This window comes from Collinsella aerofaciens (genome assembly GCF_015557435.1).
Lineage (GTDB): Bacteria > Actinomycetota > Coriobacteriia > Coriobacteriales > Coriobacteriaceae > Collinsella > Collinsella aerofaciens_Z.
On record NZ_JADNOH010000035.1, the window covers coordinates 11,672 to 27,249 of the forward strand.

The window sequence follows — 15,578 nt, forward strand, 5'->3', positions numbered from 1 at the left end:
TGGGAGCCCAAGATGCTTGATCGCCGTTCGTTACTTGTTGCCGGAGCGTCCTCGCTGGCGAGCATTATGTTGCCGCGCGTGCCGGGCACCTCAAACGCCTTCATACTGCCGTTCGCGCCCACCGAAGCCTATGCCGACGAAGAAGACCCCTTCAAGGTCCTGGTGCTCTCGCGCACCATGTTCGGCGTGGTCGTGGTCGACATCGCCAACAAGATGAACCCCATCGCGGGTGCCCAGGTCACACTAACGTCGCGCTATGCCGCGGGCAAACAACTCACCGCCACAACCGATGACGAGGGCACAGCGATCTTTGAGGTTGCCCCACTTTCGGAAGGCTACGTGGACGAGGCGACGCTCCTTGACGCGTATGACTTCAACGGCGGCATCTCCATCAGCATGCCGGGCTACCGCGATGTCGAGATCCCTCTCGCGCGCATCCAGGGCGGCACTGCCATTACCGCGCCCACACGCCCGCTCTCCGACGGTGAGCCGTACTTTCGCCAGCTTACGTTCGATGAGTGGGACATCCAATACGCCAACGCCACATTCATGGCAATGCCCAAAGACGATGTAGCAAACGAACAGCCCGACGTGCATGCCTTTGCCGTACAGGCCCACCTGCCGCAGGGTGGGCAGGCAACGCTGCGCATCAACAAAGTGACGCCTGCCGCGGGCAGCTCACCCGAAACCGTCACGCAGATTGGCCAGGTCAAGGCCAGTGCAACGGGTGCGGACAATCTGGCGACGTTCACGCTCGAAGACAAGTTCCTCGATGCGGCATCGGGCATTCTGGAAGAAGGATGCAAGCTGCGCTTTGCCCTCGACTATCAAGGCAAAACCTACACGCTCTCCTCCCCCATGGCCGTTGTCACCGCGCCGGCCGCAAAGGCGGAATCGGGCTCGACCACCATCATTCCCACCACCATGGATCAAGAGATCACTCCGTTTGATTTCCCTGCGGCGTTTCCCGGTATCGGCGGCAACAAGTTCACCTGCTGGATGCCCACGTTTCCAATCCTCTTCGATTTCTCATTTGCCGGGTATGTGCTGTTTGGCGGAGGATACAAACCAGCCAGCTATATGAACGATTCGGGCAACCCTGATCCGGAATACTGGAAGAAGTCGCCGCGCGAATCGGGTGCCAAGCAGGCAAACCGCTACCTCGACGAGATGGAGGGAAAGTGGAATCAGTACAAAAGTATGAGTGCCGGTTCGGGCACCGATCCAAGAAACACCAAGCTCCTTCGCCACCATTGCACGCTGCTGTTCACGATGGATATCGCCACACAGGTGTACGGATCGCTTGCCTACGACTGGGTAGGCAAAACTTGGGGCAACAACAACGATCCGGCGTTCGGCAATATTAAGGCCCTCTTCCAAGTAAAAACCGACCTCAACTGGACCGAACAGTTTACCTTGGGCCCGGTGCCGTTTTTCCTAAACGTCAATCCTTGGGTGTTGGCAAAGCTGGCACTCGCGGTAGGCGCCCACACGCACGGCAGCGGTGCGGCGTTCTTCAAAAACATTTCGCTCGACTATTCCAATACGTCGGGATCATTCACCATCCAGATTGGGCTTGCCGTCACCTTTGGAGCCGGCGTTGCAGGCGTCGCTTCGTCCGCCGTGCGCGGTGCCGCGTCCCTCACGCTGTTCATTGGGTACGAGAAGGCGGACGGCCACCAGCTTCCGCGGCTGCGCGTGGGTGCAGACGTCGATGTCGACGTGATACTCCAGTTCATCATGTTCAAGTGGACCACCAAGGCCTGGTCGGGGTCGTGGCCCACGCTCCTCGATTCGTGGAATATGTCGGTGAACAACGGCGACCAGTATGTACTCCAGCGCTCTGAGCTGGCCTTGGGTGGAGATACGCCTTATACGCTGGGTGCCTGCTTTGGCGCAGCCGGCAATGCCGAGTCGGGCGGTGTAGCGCAGTTTATCGCGTCGGCCACCATCGTCACCAATGCCGAGCTGCTCGCATGCGCCGAAGTTGCAGCCACCCCCGTAAACGTCGTACCGATCGTACGCGATTGGGACCAAGCGATCACACGCATTGAGCTCGACGCGGATGCAGAGAGCGATGACACGGGACAGGTCGAGCATTTCGTCCATGCCCTGATGGAGGATGACGAAAACGCCGCGCCGATGTATGAGTACACCTACATCGGTCAGTCAACGAACGCCGTTGCGGACCCGAACGCCAATTCTGCCGGCGTGTCGGAGGACGAGCGTGGCGGCATAAAACCCTCGAGCGACAACGTGCTGTTTTCCGGCGTGCTCAGCGAAGCCCACATGAAGCTAACGATGATTGCCGGCGTAGAATGCCTGTTCCGTATCGCCTCGGTGCGCTACGGCGACAATGGCCGCTCGCGCCTGGTGGTGCACACAAAGGCAAACGGCACGTGGTCCGCTCCCACGCCCGTGGACTTTCCCCTTGGGTTTGGCGAGGGCGACGTGGAGCGCGACGGCATATTCGATTACGACTTCGACGTGGTGGAATATACGGACGGAAGAGGAAACCAGGACGCCTACGTGCTGCTGGTCTCGGGCGAGCGCCCCGCCGGCGACAACACCCTTTTCGATACGGCAAGCACAGCCGGCATACTGTCCGTTGTGCGCCTGCGCATAAGTAATGACGAGATCCGCGTTGTGTCGCATACGTCATGGCGCAGCATCTCGCGCGGCCGCCTGCAAGAGGATGGCTACCATTGCCTGCAGTGCCCGCGCATCACGGTAGGCAAGACGCTGATCGACGGACGCCTGTCGGGTGCCTACCTCCACCGCCGCGGAACCACCGCAGAAAAGGCGCTCGGCAGCGAGGCCGAGGTTGCGCTGGAATGCTTTACCCTGTGGTCGGATGATTTGGGCGACAGCCTGACGTTCCGCCAAGTTCTTCGCTTTCCGCAAGCACCGTCGAGTATCGAGCTGAGCGAGCCCGAGAATATCAACGGCAAAATGGTGGTGCCCGTTGCGTACGAGACCGCAGACGGTTGCGGCTGCGCATCGTACGCCGTGATCGGCCAGTCCATTGCGGGCTGGGGCGTTATGCCACCAGACGCCACGGTGCCCCATGCGGTGCCGTGGCCACAACATTCGGGCTTTTTGGCCACCGTCAACGAGCAGCTGCAGCATATTACTTGGACGCGAGGCGCATCGGCATTTGCAACGCAGCCCGTGGGTGCCGCAGGCTGTGGCCCGGCATCGTTTAGCGTAAGCAACAACGGCAGGTGCGCGCTCTATGTAGAAAACACCGATGGCAAGGTGGGGCAAACCTACGACGAAGAAGGCAACCCGGTAGCAGTAATGGGCAAGCACTTCCGCATCTTCGCCAGCACCTTGGCAGGCGATCTGTTCACGGAGCCGTTCGTGATGTGCGAGCTGGACCATCCCGTCGATCAGATAACGACATTTTTGACGTCGGGAGGCATGCTCTCCGCGCTCGCCACGCACATTGTGAGCGCGGAGAAGAGCGAGGCAGAGCTGCACGGCATCGAAGTGCCTCTGGTGGCGTGTGCCACTCCGACGGGCGCGGTCGCTACCTCGGGCGCGGTGGTGCCCGGAGCAGCAGGCGAATCCTTCATGGTCACGGTGCGAAACGACGGCAACACTTTGCTGACTGCCGGCACAATCGATCTGTACCGAGAGGGCTCCAGCCAGCCGTTCTCCAGCGCATCCATCGGATTCGGAGCGAACGCACGCATGGCTTCGATCTACGATCCAGAGCTTGCCGAAGACGCTTCGGCCAACGACATGGCACACGTAAAGTACGCGCTCGAGACGCTGGGCGCACGTTTTGCAACGCACCCGCTGGTAGCCGACAACGGCAACGCCGTGCTGGCACCGGGTTGCACGGCACAGTTCCGCATGAGCTTCGCCATCCCCGAGAGTTGGAGCGACGAAGTGGGCAAACGCGTCACGCTGTATGCGAAGGCGCGTAATCTGGTGGCGCTCGATCCCGTAACGCTCGAGGAGATCCGACCGGGCGCAAACTCGGCGCTGAGTGCCGTTCTGCACGAGCTTCATGTGCCCGACGCGGCATGCGAACGCTCAGAAGTTCAGGTCGGCGTATGCGACAGCGCGGATACGACAGGACTTCACGACGCCCCGATGACAGCAGACGGCGATGGTAGCTCGAGTGGCGGCGGTACTGACGAGGGCGGCGGCTCCGGCGGAAGCAGCTCCGGCAGTGGCAAGGACCACGGCAATAACAAGCGCTCCGGAAAAGCGGGCGCGCTTGCGGGCACGGGCGACAGCAACGTCCCCCTAACCGCAGCCGCAGCAGCGCTCGCCGCAGTTGGTGCCGGCCTTGTCGCCTACAGCGCCCGCCGCACGGCGCTCGAAAAAGACACCGCCAATGAGGACAATTCGGATAGGCCTCGCTAGCTCCTAGTTACTTTTGTGAGAGGCGCCGACTCGGCTCATCGAACATCAAAATGGGCTGGTTCTGAATACCCAGAGCCAGCCCATTGCGCATTAAATGTCGTCTGAGGAGTCGAGTTCTGCCTCGAGCTTGGCACGGCGTCTTTTCGCCGTGAAAAACGTTGCGCACAGGACAGCAAACGTGGCCGCGAAAATCGTCGCACCGCAGAACACGCCCGTGACCAGGTTCGCCAACCAAAAGACGCTTTCGAGCGGTACGATCTGCGCCTCAGCGATACAGCGCATTGCGGCAATAACAAGCGCGAACGCGGCGCCGCTAAGACCGCTGACAAGCAGGAAATATCCAACAGGAAGATGCTCGGTTTGCCCAAAACGATTGGTATCGACATAGCCCTTCCGCGTTTGCAGTCCTGCGCAAATCAACATCACGAGAACGAGCCACAAATACATGGCTGCCTCGAACGGCGTTGCAAAGCCATGCGGCATTTCACTAGCGTCGCTGTGAACCCACGTAACCTGTCGAGCTATAAACTGGTAGAAAAAGATCATCAACATGCCAAACGAAAGCAGCACGAAGCCAATCTTGTAGATCTTCGCGTTCTCAGCCTCCAGGCGTTCATCCTTTGGGCCGGCATATTCACGCCACTTTTGCACGATTTTCAGATCTTCATATTTCATAGTGAACTCCTAAAGAGCATTAGGGTCGGCGTCGGTTTCGTCTTCCCAAAACAAGTCGTTCAACGTAACGCGCAGCGCCTTACAGATTGCCACGCACAAATTGAGCGTGGGGTTGTAGCCGCCCGCCTCGATAAGGCCGATGGTTTGGCGCGTAACGCCCACGGCTTGGGCTAAGTCAGCTTGCGAAAGGCCAGCCGCCGCGCGTGCCGCCTTCATGCGTAGGTTCTTTTTGCCCGGCATGGAGTTCCTTTCGTAGTAATGGACAGATATCCGTTGCAACATGACAGAAATATATTGCATCCTTCACAAGATGTCAACTATATCTGTCATTATGGAAACCATGTCCGCCATCGCCATGTGGACATAACAATTTCGATTCGCTATTCAATCTTACTCGGACAAAACCGAGTCGGAAGGACCCGAGTAAGTGGAACTTATCAGCATGGCCAACGCGCACGCCAATAACCGGATTTGCCGGAACCATGCGTGCCCCATCGTTTAATAGCTCCGTTATTGTTCGATGATCTTCTTGACGACCGCGGGAACGCCTGCCGCCACCACGTTGTCCGGAAGGTCTTCCGTCACGACGCTGCCCGCGGCAATTACGCAACCGCTGCCGATGGTAACCCCCTGCAACACGGATACGTTCGCGCCAAACCAGCAGTTATCGCCTACAACAATAGGCAGAGCCTTCTCGAGACCCAAGTTGCGGTCCTTTGCCTTTAGGGGGTGCGAAGCGGTGTAGAAGCCGCAAAACGGCCCGATAAACACGTTGCCACCAAAGGTGATAGAGCCGCCGTCCATAAAGTAGCAGCCATGGTTTACAAAGCAGCCCTCACCAAAGCTCGTCTTGCTCCCGTAGTCAAAGTAGGCAGGCGAAAGGACCGTCAGCCCTTGCGGAAGATCGGTATCGAGCAAGGATTTCAAAGCGTCAAGCTGCGCGTCGCTTCCGGGTTTTGCCATATTAAAGTCATAGCAGAGCGCCTCCGCCTTTGCGCGTTGCGCCAGGAGCTCCTCGTCAAAGTTGGCATCATGCCACTCCCCGCGCTCCATCTTCTCTTTCTCAGTCATTGCGCCCCCTCAAACAACATGCAGTCTTGATGCGGCAATTCTACCAGCCGATAAGCCACGGTTTTAACACGAGCACCACGCCGCGCAGGGAATGACCGCAGAAGCTAAAGGTCACCGACTCCGAACGCGCGTTCGATGGAATTCGTGTTAGTTGGAATCGTCCGAGGCCTGGGCTATGCTACCTTGACTATCTATATGACTACAACGCAGCAAAGGAGCATCGAGAGAGCGAGCATGGCAAAAAACACCGCAAACTATGGTAACGACAGTATTCGTCAGCTCAAGGACGAGGAGCGCGTACGCCTGCGCCCCGCCGTTATCTTTGGCTCGGACGGACTCGACGGCTGCGCGCATGCCGCCTTCGAGATCCTGTCCAACGCCGTTGACGAGGCGCGCCAGGGCTACGGCAAGCTCATCACCCTTACCGCCTTTCGCGATGGTTCCATTCAGGTAGAGGACAACGGCCGCGGCTGCCCGCTCGACTGGAACCCCTCCGAGAAGCGCTTTAACTGGGAGCTCGTCTTTTGCGAGCTCTACGCAGGTGGCAAATACAACAACAACCAGGGCGGCGACTACGACTTCTCGCTCGGTACCAACGGCCTGGGCTCGTGCGCGACCCAGTACGCATCCGAGTACATGGACGTCACGGTTTGGCGCGACGGCAACAAGTACTCCCTGCACTTTAAGAAAGGCAAGGTCGTTGGCGCCAAAAAGAAAGCGCTTGAGATCGAGCCCAGCGACGAGGACCGCACCGGCACCACCATCAAGTGGCGCCCCGATCTTGAGGTCTTTACCTCGATCAGCATTCCCCACGACTGGTATCGCGAGACCATGCGCCGCCAGGCCGTGGTCAACGCCAACGTGACCTTCCGCCTGCGCATTGAGGGCGACGATGGCGAGTTTTCCGAAGAGGATTTTTGCTATCCCAAGGGCATCGAGGACTACGTGCTCGAGAAGGTCGGTACCGACTACCTTACCGAGCCCTTCTTTATCGAGGCTGACCGTCGCGGTCGCGACCGCGAGGACCTGCCCGATTACAACGTCAAGATCACCGCGTGCATGTGCTTCTCGCGCACCTTCATGATGCAGGAGTACTACCACAACTCGTCATGGCTCGAGAACGGCGGTTCGCCCGAAAAGGCCGCCCGTAGTGCTCTGACCAGCGCCATCGATGCCTACATCAAGCAACAGGGCAAGTACAACAAAAACGAGAGCGGCATTAAGTGGCAGGACGTCCAGGACTGTCTGGTGCTGGTGACCAACTGCTTCTCCACCCAGACGTCCTACGAAAACCAGACTAAGAAGGCCATCAATAACCGCTTTATCCAGCAGGCGATGACGGCATTCTTTAAGGAGCGCCTCTCGACCTATCTGATCGAGAACAAAGACGCCGCCAACAAGATCATGGAGCAGGTGCTCATCAACAAGCGCTCGCGCGAGAACGCCGAGAAGACGCGCCAGAGCATCAAGACCAATCTGCAGCAGAAGACCGACATGGCCAACCGCGTGCAGAAGTTCATCGACTGCCGCTCCAAGGACAAGAGCCGCCGCGAGATCTACATCGTAGAGGGCGACTCGGCAGCAGGCGCCATTCGTACCTCGCGCGATGCCGAGTTCCAGGGCGTTATGCCCGTCCGTGGCAAAATCCTCAACTGCCTAAAGGAGGACTATCCACGCATCTTTAAGTCCGACATCATCATGGACCTCATGCGCGTGCTGGGCTGCGGCGTGGAGATCAAGGACAAGCGCATCAAAAACCTTGGTGCCTTTGACCTGGACAACCTCAACTGGAACAAGGTCATCATCTGTACGGACGCCGACGTCGACGGTTACCACATCCGCACGCTCGTGCTCACCATGCTTTACCGCCTGGTACCCACACTTATCGACGAGGGTTACGTGTATATCGCCGAGTCGCCGCTCTACGAGATCAACTGCAAAGAGAAGACCTACTTTGCCTACACCGAGCTCGAGAAGAACGGCATCCTCAAGGAGATTGGCGACCAGAAGTGCTCCATCAACCGCTCCAAGGGTCTTGGCGAGAACGACCCGGACATGATGTGGCTCACCACCATGAACCCCGAGACGCGTCGCCTGATCAAGGTGGAGCCCGAGGACGTCACCAAGATGGAGACCATGTTTAACCTGTTGCTGGGCAACGACGAAGCGGGCCGCAAGCGCCATATCTCCGAGCACGGCAAGGAATATCTGGACCAGCTGGACCTGCAGTAGCAGCAAATCGATAACGACGGCCCTTAAGAAGTTCAAGAGGATATCGTGGCAAAGAAGAAGACGAAGAACCAGCCGAAGAAAAAGCAGGTCAACGCCGAGAACGTCATCGGCCTGCACTCCGAGGTCACCGACCAGCCGATCACGCAGACGCTCGAGGTCAACTACATGCCCTACGCCATGAGCGTCAACGTCTCGCGTGCGTTCCCCGAGATCGACGGCTTTAAGCCCTCGCACCGCAAGCTGCTCTACACCATGTACAAGATGGGTCTGCTCAAGGGCGAGCGCCAGAAGAGCGCCAACATCGTGGGCCAGACCATGAAGCTCAACCCGCACGGCGATGCCGCGATCTACGAGACGATGGTGCGCCTGGCAACCGGCAACGAGGCGTTGCTCGCACCGTTCGTTGAGTCGAAGGGCAACTTTGGCAAGTACTATTCGGGCGACCTGAGCTACGCCGCCTCGCGTTATACCGAAGCCAAGCTCTCCCCCATCAGCGCCGAGATCTTCAAAGACATCGACAAGGACCCGGTCGACTTCGTCGACAGCTACGACGGTGCCATGAAGGAGCCGCGCCTGCTGCCCACCACGTTCCCCAACATCCTCGTCTCGGCCAACAAGGGCATCGGCGTCGCCATGGCGTCTGACATCTGCGGCTTTAACCTCAACGAGGTCTGCACCGCCACCATGCACTACCTGCAGGATCCCGACTGCGACCTGCTCGAGTACATGCCCATGCCCGATTTCTCCACCGGCGGCGAGATCATCTACCGCCGCGAGGAGATGGAAAAGATTATCGAGACCGGCCTTGGCAGCTTCCAAATCCGCTCCCGCTGGCGCTGGATTCCCGAAGAGCGCATCATCGAGGTCTACGAGATCCCCTACACCACCAAGACCGATGTCATCATCGAACGCATCGTCAAGCTCTCCAAGGAGGGCAAGGTCAAGGAGATCGCCGACATCCGCGACGAGACCGACCTTTCGGGTCTGCGCATCGCCATCGACCTTAAGCGCGGCGTCGACCCCGACAAGCTCATGGCCAAGCTCTATCGCTCGACCACGCTGCAGGATTCGTTCTCGTGCAACTTCAACGTGCTCGTCGACGGCTATCCCCGTGTTATGGGCGTGCGCCAGATTCTGCACGAGTGGGTCAAGTGGCGTATTGCGTCCACGCGTCGCCGCATTAACTTTGACCTGGGCAAAAAGTCCGAGCGCCTGCACCTGCTGCACGGCCTTGAGGCAATTCTGCTCGACATCGACAAGGCCATCGCCATCATCCGCGGCACTAAGCTCGAGGCAGAGGTTGTACCCAACCTTATGAAGGGTTTCGACATCGACGAGACCCAGGCCGAGTTTGTCGCCGAGCTTAAGCTCCGCAACATCAACGAGGAGTACATCCTCAACCGCACCAAGGACATCGCCAAGCTCGAGGGCGAGATTGCCGAGCTTGAGGAGATCCTCTCCAGCGAGGAGAACATCAAGAAGGTCATCAGCGACGAGCTAGCAGCGGTCAACAAGAAGTACGTGATGCCGCGCCGCACGGGCAGGATCGAGCCCCATGAGGTTATCGAGGTAAGCTTGGAGCCCGAGGTCGAGGAGTACCCGGTCACCATCATGCTCTCGCGCGATGGCTACCTAAAGAAGATGACGGACCGCGTGCTCAAGAAGGCGACCACGCTCAAGTACAAGGACGGCGACAAACCCTTTATCGAGTTCCCGTCCTCCAACACCCACGAGCTGCTGGTCTTTACCAACAAGAGCCAGGTGTACAAGTGCAAGGTCGCGGCGTTTGAGGACACCAAGTCGGCCCAGCTGGGCTCGTACCTTCCGACCGATCTTGAGATGGAACCCGACGAGAGCGTCATCTGGGTCATCGACCCCGAGGACTACAAGGCCGACGTGCTGTTCGTCTTTGAGAACGGCCGCGTGGTGCGTGTCGCGCTTTCTGGATACGCTACCAAGACCAACCGCAAGCGCCTTAAGAACGCCATCTACGGCGGCAGCAAGCTGCTGTATGCGCAGGTGCTCAAGGAGGACCGCGACCTCGCGCTGGTCTCGAGCGACTACCGCCTGATGAACTTCAACACGTCGCTGCTCAAGACCAAGACGACCACCAACACGCAGGGCGTCCAGGCCTTTACGGCCAAGAAGGGCCGCTCGGTCACCACCGTCGGCACGACCGAGGAAATCCTTGGCGCCGGCGTCTCGGCCGAGAAGTTCACCGCGCAGAGCCTGCCCTCCGCCGGCGCCCTCATGAAGGAAAATGACATGCCGAGTTTGTTTGACTAAAACAACGGCGACTAAACCGTCATGGTTATACAAAGCAGCGGGGCCCGGAGCGCAGTAAACGCTGCGCCCCGGGCCCCATGCATTACACCAGCATCATCCCTATAGACAAAATGCCGCATAAAGCGGAACAGACATAAGCCCATCATTCATTCCAAAGGGCTTAGTCGATAGCCTGATAAGGCGCACGCCCGGATGGGTCTTTTTAAGTGAGGACAGACTTCGAGATCTTGTGTTCTCCCCCGCCTTGACTTCAATCGCAGACAAGCATCCCTGCTTCTCTACTACAAAGTCGATTTCCGCACGATTATCTCGCGCCCAATAATGCAGTGGATAACCCATGGCTGAAAGCTGTTGGGCAACGTAGTTTTCGGTAAGTGCACCCATGAATGTGCCGCCGATACCGGCAAGAATATCGGCGCGTTGAGCACCGGCCTTGGAGACCAGCAGCCCTGTATCCGCCTGATAGATTTTAAAAGCAGAAGGGTTAACGAAGGCCTCTAAGGGGCTTTCGATCTGCCCGACTAGGCTGCAGCGCGCCACCGTACCCGACAATACAAGCCAATCGAGAGCATCTCCAAAGAGAGACGCATTGCCCCCCGCTCGCACTACCTTGTATTGAAATTTACGATTCTCTTTGGCAAGCTGCTGTGGAATGGAATCGAAGCACGCACGCGTCTTTGCACTCAAGCGTTCATCAGCATATTTATTGGTGTCGGCGGAATATCCGTCGAGAATAATCCGATGCTTTTCGGCCACATCAATGATTGACTGATCATCGATGTACGTTTGGACCGCCTCGGGCATTCCGCCAACAACAAGATACTGTCGATAGAGCCCAAGCGCCTTTTCATGAAGGCTTGGCGCAAGAGGACCCATTATCTCGAATGATGAGCGTATCTCGTCGACCAGCTGATCGTGCCCCATCGCCCAGAGAAACTCCTCGAAATCGAGTGGAGCCATCTCAATCAAGTCGGTCTTTCCGACGGGGAACGAATACGACTGATGGTTAATGGCAACCCCAAGAAGCGACCCGGCAGCCGCAACGTAATACTCGGGAGCATCTTCGCAAAAGTATTTAAGGGAAGTGAGCGCTTCCTCGCATGCCTGGATCTCGTCAATGAACAGTAAGGTTTTGCCAGGCACGATACGCTGTCCCGTACGAGCCTCGATCGCACGTACGATCGAATGAGGGTCAAGACCGCCCGAAAAATCCGCTCGCGCCGACCGGTCGTTCTCAAGATTAACGTAGACAACCGATTCGAAAAGATCCTGGGCGTACGTTCTGAGCAAATAGGTCTTGCCACACTGGCGCACGCCTTTGACCAGCAAAGGTTTTCTATCAGCTCTGTCTCGCCATTCCCTAAGGAGCTCGTCTGCCTTGCGACGCATACGTAACCTTCCCTCATGAACTTCTATTTGACAATATTTTAACGCGGATTAATTTGTTTTCAGTTATTTTTCTGCGTTTAAAAATTGTTCTATACGGCACTTGAGGGAATTCGCCCCTATCTCTCGGTAAGGACAGCAAGCATTTCCACCAACGCTGATTGCCATGCGTTCTTCTTGTCCTTAGGCAAGCTTGCGAGCGAGCTCTCGCACCTCTTTCAACTTGGGCGAGGATGCCATGCTGTCGCGCTCGGTCATACCGCTGATGGTGACAATGCCCTGGTCCTCCCACTTGCAGTACGCGCAGGTTGACTTGTACATAGCGATCGCCGCATCATAGACACCCTCGCTGTGGCTATCGAGTAAAAGGGCCGTCTTGGTGAACGGGAATCCCGTGGCACCGAAGGCGTACAGGCGGTCGATGGCGGTCTTTTCCTGCGCAGTGATATCAAACCAGTAGATAGGCGAAGCGAAGACAACCATGTCGGTGTCTTTCAGCGACTCAATCACGTTGGCCATGTCATCCTTCTGCACGCAGACGCCCTCATGGGCGAAGCAGTACTGGCATCCCAAGCAGCCGGCGATCTTCTTGCTGGCAACGCGGATGACCTCGACCGTATGGCCGCCCTCACGCGCGGTCTCGGCAAACGCCTCGACCATGGTATCGGTATTAGCGCCCTTACGCGGGCTGCCGCTCAATACAACGATATTCATAGGATTCCCTCTCCCTCATGCTGCAGGCGCGCAGCATGCTTTCTTGTAACCAAAACGAATGGTGTTAATCAATCGCCAGCAGGCCATATCTCTTGTTCAAGTTCCCTAAAGAAGCTCAAGACGATTGCGATTGCCTTATACAACGTCGAAAATCAAAGAGGGCCCATAGCAACGCCACCTACCTGAAATGACATGCGGTCAAGACGAGCTACGAGGATCGTGACGAGCCGATACCGCCCGCATGCCCCCTTCGGAATAGGCGCTGAGCAGCTCCTGAGCGTGAGCAAACTCGGGCCCTCGCCTCCAACCGAGCAGGCGGTTGACCGCGAGATTTCCCTGGACGTTGTGGACGAAGAGCAGATAGGCGTCCTCGCGCGAAAGCCCAGTCTCCTCCATGATCGAGGGAACCATCTGCTCGGCGCCGCGCTCGACGACGCGCTGTGCCACCCGGGCGTACGCGTCGTCATCCGAGTAGAGCAGATAATAGTCATCGTTTGCCGGCGGACGCTGGCAGAGGGCACCCGCCTCCGTTCCCTCGAGCGGCGGCACCGCCGCCAAGGCCTCGTCGATAAGCGCGTCGAGCAGGGCGAACTTGTCCTCGTAGTGCAGATAGAACGTGCCACGGTTGATATCGGCGCGGCGGCAAATATCCGCTACCGTCATCTTCGCGAAGCCGACCTCGGCCAGCAGCGCGAAGAACGCCTCCCGTATGACCGAGAGTGTATAGCGTCGGCGACGATCGATCTTCCCCGCTTCCATTACCCCTCCAATTGCAACGCTCGACAATGCCCGGCAAACGCTCGTTTATCGACAGCAGGCCGAAGCTGTTCATTGCTCTTAAGCAAATCGACATGGATACTTTTTATAGACACCTGTTTATAATAGCTGAAAGAAGGTATCCAGTGACCCTGTACGAGCAGCTCGTTATCGAGCTCACCAACCGATCGTTTTCCCTTCATGCCGCCTACCGCAGCGGCAGCACGCCCTATGAGCTGAGTGACCGCGAGCCCGAGCCCTACGACCAGCAAATCGAGGACTTCGCCCGTATGATCGAAGAAGCCGATTGCGTGCTGGTGGGCGGGGCCTCCGGGCTCTCCGCGGCGGGCGGCGGCGACTTCTACTACGAGGACAACGCGACCTATCGCAAGCATTTCGGCAAATTCGCCGAGCGCTACGGTTTCAAGGGCGCTTTCGAGGGGTCGTTCTACCGCTGGCCCACCGCCGAGGCGCGCTGGGGATACCTCGCCACCTTCCTCGACACCACGCTCAACGCCCCGCTGCGCAAGCCCTACAGGGACCTCGACGCCATTCTCGCCGAGAAGGATTTCTTCGTGCTCACCACCAACCAGGACACGCAGTTTGTGAAGCTCTATCCCTGGGAGAAAGTGGCAGAGATCCAAGGCGACCACCGCTTCTTTCAGTGCTCCCGCTGTTGCACCGACGCGGTGTGGGATGCGGTCGAGCCGGTCTCCAACATGGTAGAGGCCATGGGAGACGGCCTTGAGGTTCCGACAGAGCTCGTGCCGCGCTGCCCGCACTGCGGGGCAGAGGCGTTCCCCTGGGTTCGCGGCTACGGCAACTTCCTGCAGGGCGAACTCTACGAGGAGCAGTACCGCAAGGTGTCCGAATGGCTCGACGCGCACGCACGGCAGAGGATCCTCTTCCTCGAGCTGGGTGTGGGCCGCATGACGCCCGCGTTTATCCAGGAGCCGTTCTGGGCCCTCACGGCGCAGTTACCGCAGGCCAGCTACATCGCCGTAAACAACAAGACGCAGTTTCTCCCCCGCGCGATCGAGGATCGGGGGCTCGCCGTTCGCGCCGACATCGCCGACGTGCTTGCCGACGTGCGCAAGACGCTGGGGAGGTAGCGCATGGAGACGGCGAAAGCAGTTCGCATAGGCAGGGCGCTAGCCGAAGCGGATCTTGTCATCATCGGCGCTAGCAACGGACTCGACATGGCGGAGGGGCTCAACCTTTTCTGCGCCGATGCTCATTTCCAAGAGGCGTACGGGGACCTCGCCCAGGCAGACGGCATCGGCTGCATACTGCAGGGGCTCGCTTCCCCGGATGCCAGCGTGCGACGCCGATGGGCCGAGCGGTTCCATCAAAAGGAGTATCTCGAATATGAGCCCGGCTCGCTCATGAACGGGCTGCGGCGTCTTACGGAGCACGCCGACACCTTCGTGGTCACATGCAACATCGACGGGCACTTCGCGCGCGCCGGGTTCGACGAGAACCGCGTGCTCGAGACGGAGGGGGGCATACGCACGTCGATCGACGAGCGGCGCCTCGCCCATCCAGACGCCCTCGCCACGGCCCAGCTCGAGGAGCTCGAGCGCCTTGTGCAAGCCCATCGCAACGGCAGGGTCGCCATCCTCGAACTTGGCGTGGGACTGCGCAACGGCATCATAAAGCACATGCTCGCCCAGATCGCGAACGTCTGCGAGCACGCCACCTACATCGTGTTCAACTACAGCCAGGCTATGGCGCCCGATGCATCGTGCGAGACGATTCTCGTTGACGGCGATATGGCCCCGGCTTTCGAGGAGATTGCCCAATGCCGTCTCTAGAGAGGGAAGCGTATAGGCTTCGAAGCCTTATCGACGATGCCGACGCCATCATCGTCGGCATCGGCTCGGGCATGTCAAGCGCCGCCGGGTTCAACCATTACAACCGCGCAGGCATGGCGCGCGCCGGAATGACGGACTGGCAGCAAGCCTTTGGCTTCAAGAGCCTTTTCGACGGCTTCTACCACCTCTACCCCAGCCTCGAGCAGCAGTGGGCATACTATGCGCGATACATCGACTTCATGCTGCGCGAGCCGACCTCGCAGC

11 protein-coding genes and 1 pseudogene are annotated in these 15,578 nt (G+C 58.5%); 6 read left to right on the forward strand and 6 right to left on the reverse strand.

The window, feature by feature from the left end:
* Window positions 1–12: 12 nt before the first annotated feature.
* Window positions 13–4,380 carry a carboxypeptidase-like regulatory domain-containing protein gene (locus I2G43_RS02605; protein ID WP_195534979.1) on the forward strand — a complete coding sequence of 1,456 codons (4,368 nt, stop codon included), beginning with the start codon at window positions 13–15 and terminating at the stop codon, window positions 4,378–4,380.
* Between the two features lie 90 nt (window positions 4,381–4,470).
* Here the strand turns inward: I2G43_RS02605 and I2G43_RS02610 are convergent, their stop codons facing one another.
* The 3 genes from I2G43_RS02610 to I2G43_RS02620 form a co-directional block, all read right to left on the reverse strand.
* A complete protein-coding gene (locus I2G43_RS02610) occupies window positions 4,471–5,055 on the reverse strand; it encodes a hypothetical protein (protein WP_055252406.1) in 585 nt (194 codons plus the stop codon).
* A 9-nt stretch (window positions 5,056–5,064) separates the two neighbouring features.
* Complete coding sequence (locus I2G43_RS02615) at window positions 5,065–5,295, reverse strand: helix-turn-helix transcriptional regulator (RefSeq protein ID WP_055252407.1); 231 nt, start codon at window positions 5,293–5,295, stop codon at window positions 5,065–5,067.
* A 270-nt stretch (window positions 5,296–5,565) separates the two neighbouring features.
* A complete protein-coding gene (locus I2G43_RS02620) occupies window positions 5,566–6,126 on the reverse strand; it encodes a sugar O-acetyltransferase (protein ID WP_055252408.1) in 561 nt (186 codons plus the stop codon).
* Window positions 6,127–6,360: 234 nt separating this feature from the next.
* Between I2G43_RS02620 and I2G43_RS02625 the strand changes: the two genes are divergently transcribed.
* Together I2G43_RS02625 and I2G43_RS02630 are read left to right on the forward strand one after the other, a co-directional pair.
* On the forward strand, window positions 6,361–8,358 hold the full coding sequence (locus I2G43_RS02625; RefSeq protein ID WP_117820832.1) for a DNA gyrase/topoisomerase IV subunit B: 1,998 nt from the start codon (window positions 6,361–6,363) through the stop codon (window positions 8,356–8,358).
* A gap of 45 nt (window positions 8,359–8,403) precedes the next feature.
* Window positions 8,404–10,644 (forward strand): DNA gyrase subunit A, encoded by a 2,241-nt coding sequence (locus I2G43_RS02630; protein WP_195534980.1) that lies wholly within the window; start codon window positions 8,404–8,406, stop codon window positions 10,642–10,644.
* A gap of 99 nt (window positions 10,645–10,743) precedes the next feature.
* Here the strand turns inward: I2G43_RS02630 and I2G43_RS02635 are convergent, their stop codons facing one another.
* The 3 genes from I2G43_RS02635 to I2G43_RS02645 form a co-directional block, all read right to left on the reverse strand.
* A complete protein-coding gene (locus I2G43_RS02635) occupies window positions 10,744–12,033 on the reverse strand; it encodes an ATP-binding protein (RefSeq protein WP_055252411.1) in 1,290 nt (429 codons plus the stop codon).
* 180 nt (window positions 12,034–12,213) lie between these two features.
* Complete coding sequence (locus I2G43_RS02640) at window positions 12,214–12,744, reverse strand: flavodoxin family protein (protein ID WP_055252412.1); 531 nt, start codon at window positions 12,742–12,744, stop codon at window positions 12,214–12,216.
* Between the two features lie 198 nt (window positions 12,745–12,942).
* Window positions 12,943–13,503 (reverse strand): TetR/AcrR family transcriptional regulator, encoded by a 561-nt coding sequence (locus I2G43_RS02645; protein WP_089572815.1) that lies wholly within the window; start codon window positions 13,501–13,503, stop codon window positions 12,943–12,945.
* 143 nt (window positions 13,504–13,646) lie between these two features.
* On the opposite strand from I2G43_RS02645, the gene I2G43_RS02650 reads away from it, so the two are divergent.
* From I2G43_RS02650 to I2G43_RS02660, 3 genes and pseudogenes are all read left to right on the forward strand, one after another.
* Window positions 13,647–14,612, forward strand: coding sequence for an SIR2 family NAD-dependent protein deacylase (locus tag I2G43_RS02650; protein WP_197032824.1), 966 nt, complete (start codon window positions 13,647–13,649; stop codon window positions 14,610–14,612).
* Between the two features lie 3 nt (window positions 14,613–14,615).
* Window positions 14,616–15,314 carry a hypothetical protein gene (locus tag I2G43_RS02655; RefSeq protein ID WP_055252414.1) on the forward strand — a complete coding sequence of 233 codons (699 nt, stop codon included), beginning with the start codon at window positions 14,616–14,618 and terminating at the stop codon, window positions 15,312–15,314.
* Window positions 15,302–15,578: pseudogene (locus tag I2G43_RS02660) on the forward strand (hypothetical protein); the annotation flags it as partial. The gene I2G43_RS02655 and the pseudogene I2G43_RS02660, both read left to right, overlap by 13 nt.

Coding starts and splice junctions, on each gene's coding strand:
- I2G43_RS02605 (WP_195534979.1), top strand. CDS start 13: ATGCTTGATCGCCGTTCGTTACTTGTTGCCGGAGCGTCCTCGCTGGCG.
- I2G43_RS02610 (WP_055252406.1), bottom strand. CDS start 5,055: ATGAAATATGAAGATCTGAAAATCGTGCAAAAGTGGCGTGAATATGCC.
- I2G43_RS02615 (WP_055252407.1), bottom strand. CDS start 5,295: ATGCCGGGCAAAAAGAACCTACGCATGAAGGCGGCACGCGCGGCGGCT.
- I2G43_RS02620 (WP_055252408.1), bottom strand. CDS start 6,126: ATGACTGAGAAAGAGAAGATGGAGCGCGGGGAGTGGCATGATGCCAAC.
- I2G43_RS02625 (WP_117820832.1), top strand. CDS start 6,361: ATGGCAAAAAACACCGCAAACTATGGTAACGACAGTATTCGTCAGCTC.
- I2G43_RS02635 (WP_055252411.1), bottom strand. CDS start 12,033: ATGCGTCGCAAGGCAGACGAGCTCCTTAGGGAATGGCGAGACAGAGCT.
- I2G43_RS02640 (WP_055252412.1), bottom strand. CDS start 12,744: ATGAATATCGTTGTATTGAGCGGCAGCCCGCGTAAGGGCGCTAATACC.
- I2G43_RS02645 (WP_089572815.1), bottom strand. CDS start 13,503: ATGGAAGCGGGGAAGATCGATCGTCGCCGACGCTATACACTCTCGGTC.
- I2G43_RS02655 (WP_055252414.1), top strand. CDS start 14,616: ATGGAGACGGCGAAAGCAGTTCGCATAGGCAGGGCGCTAGCCGAAGCG.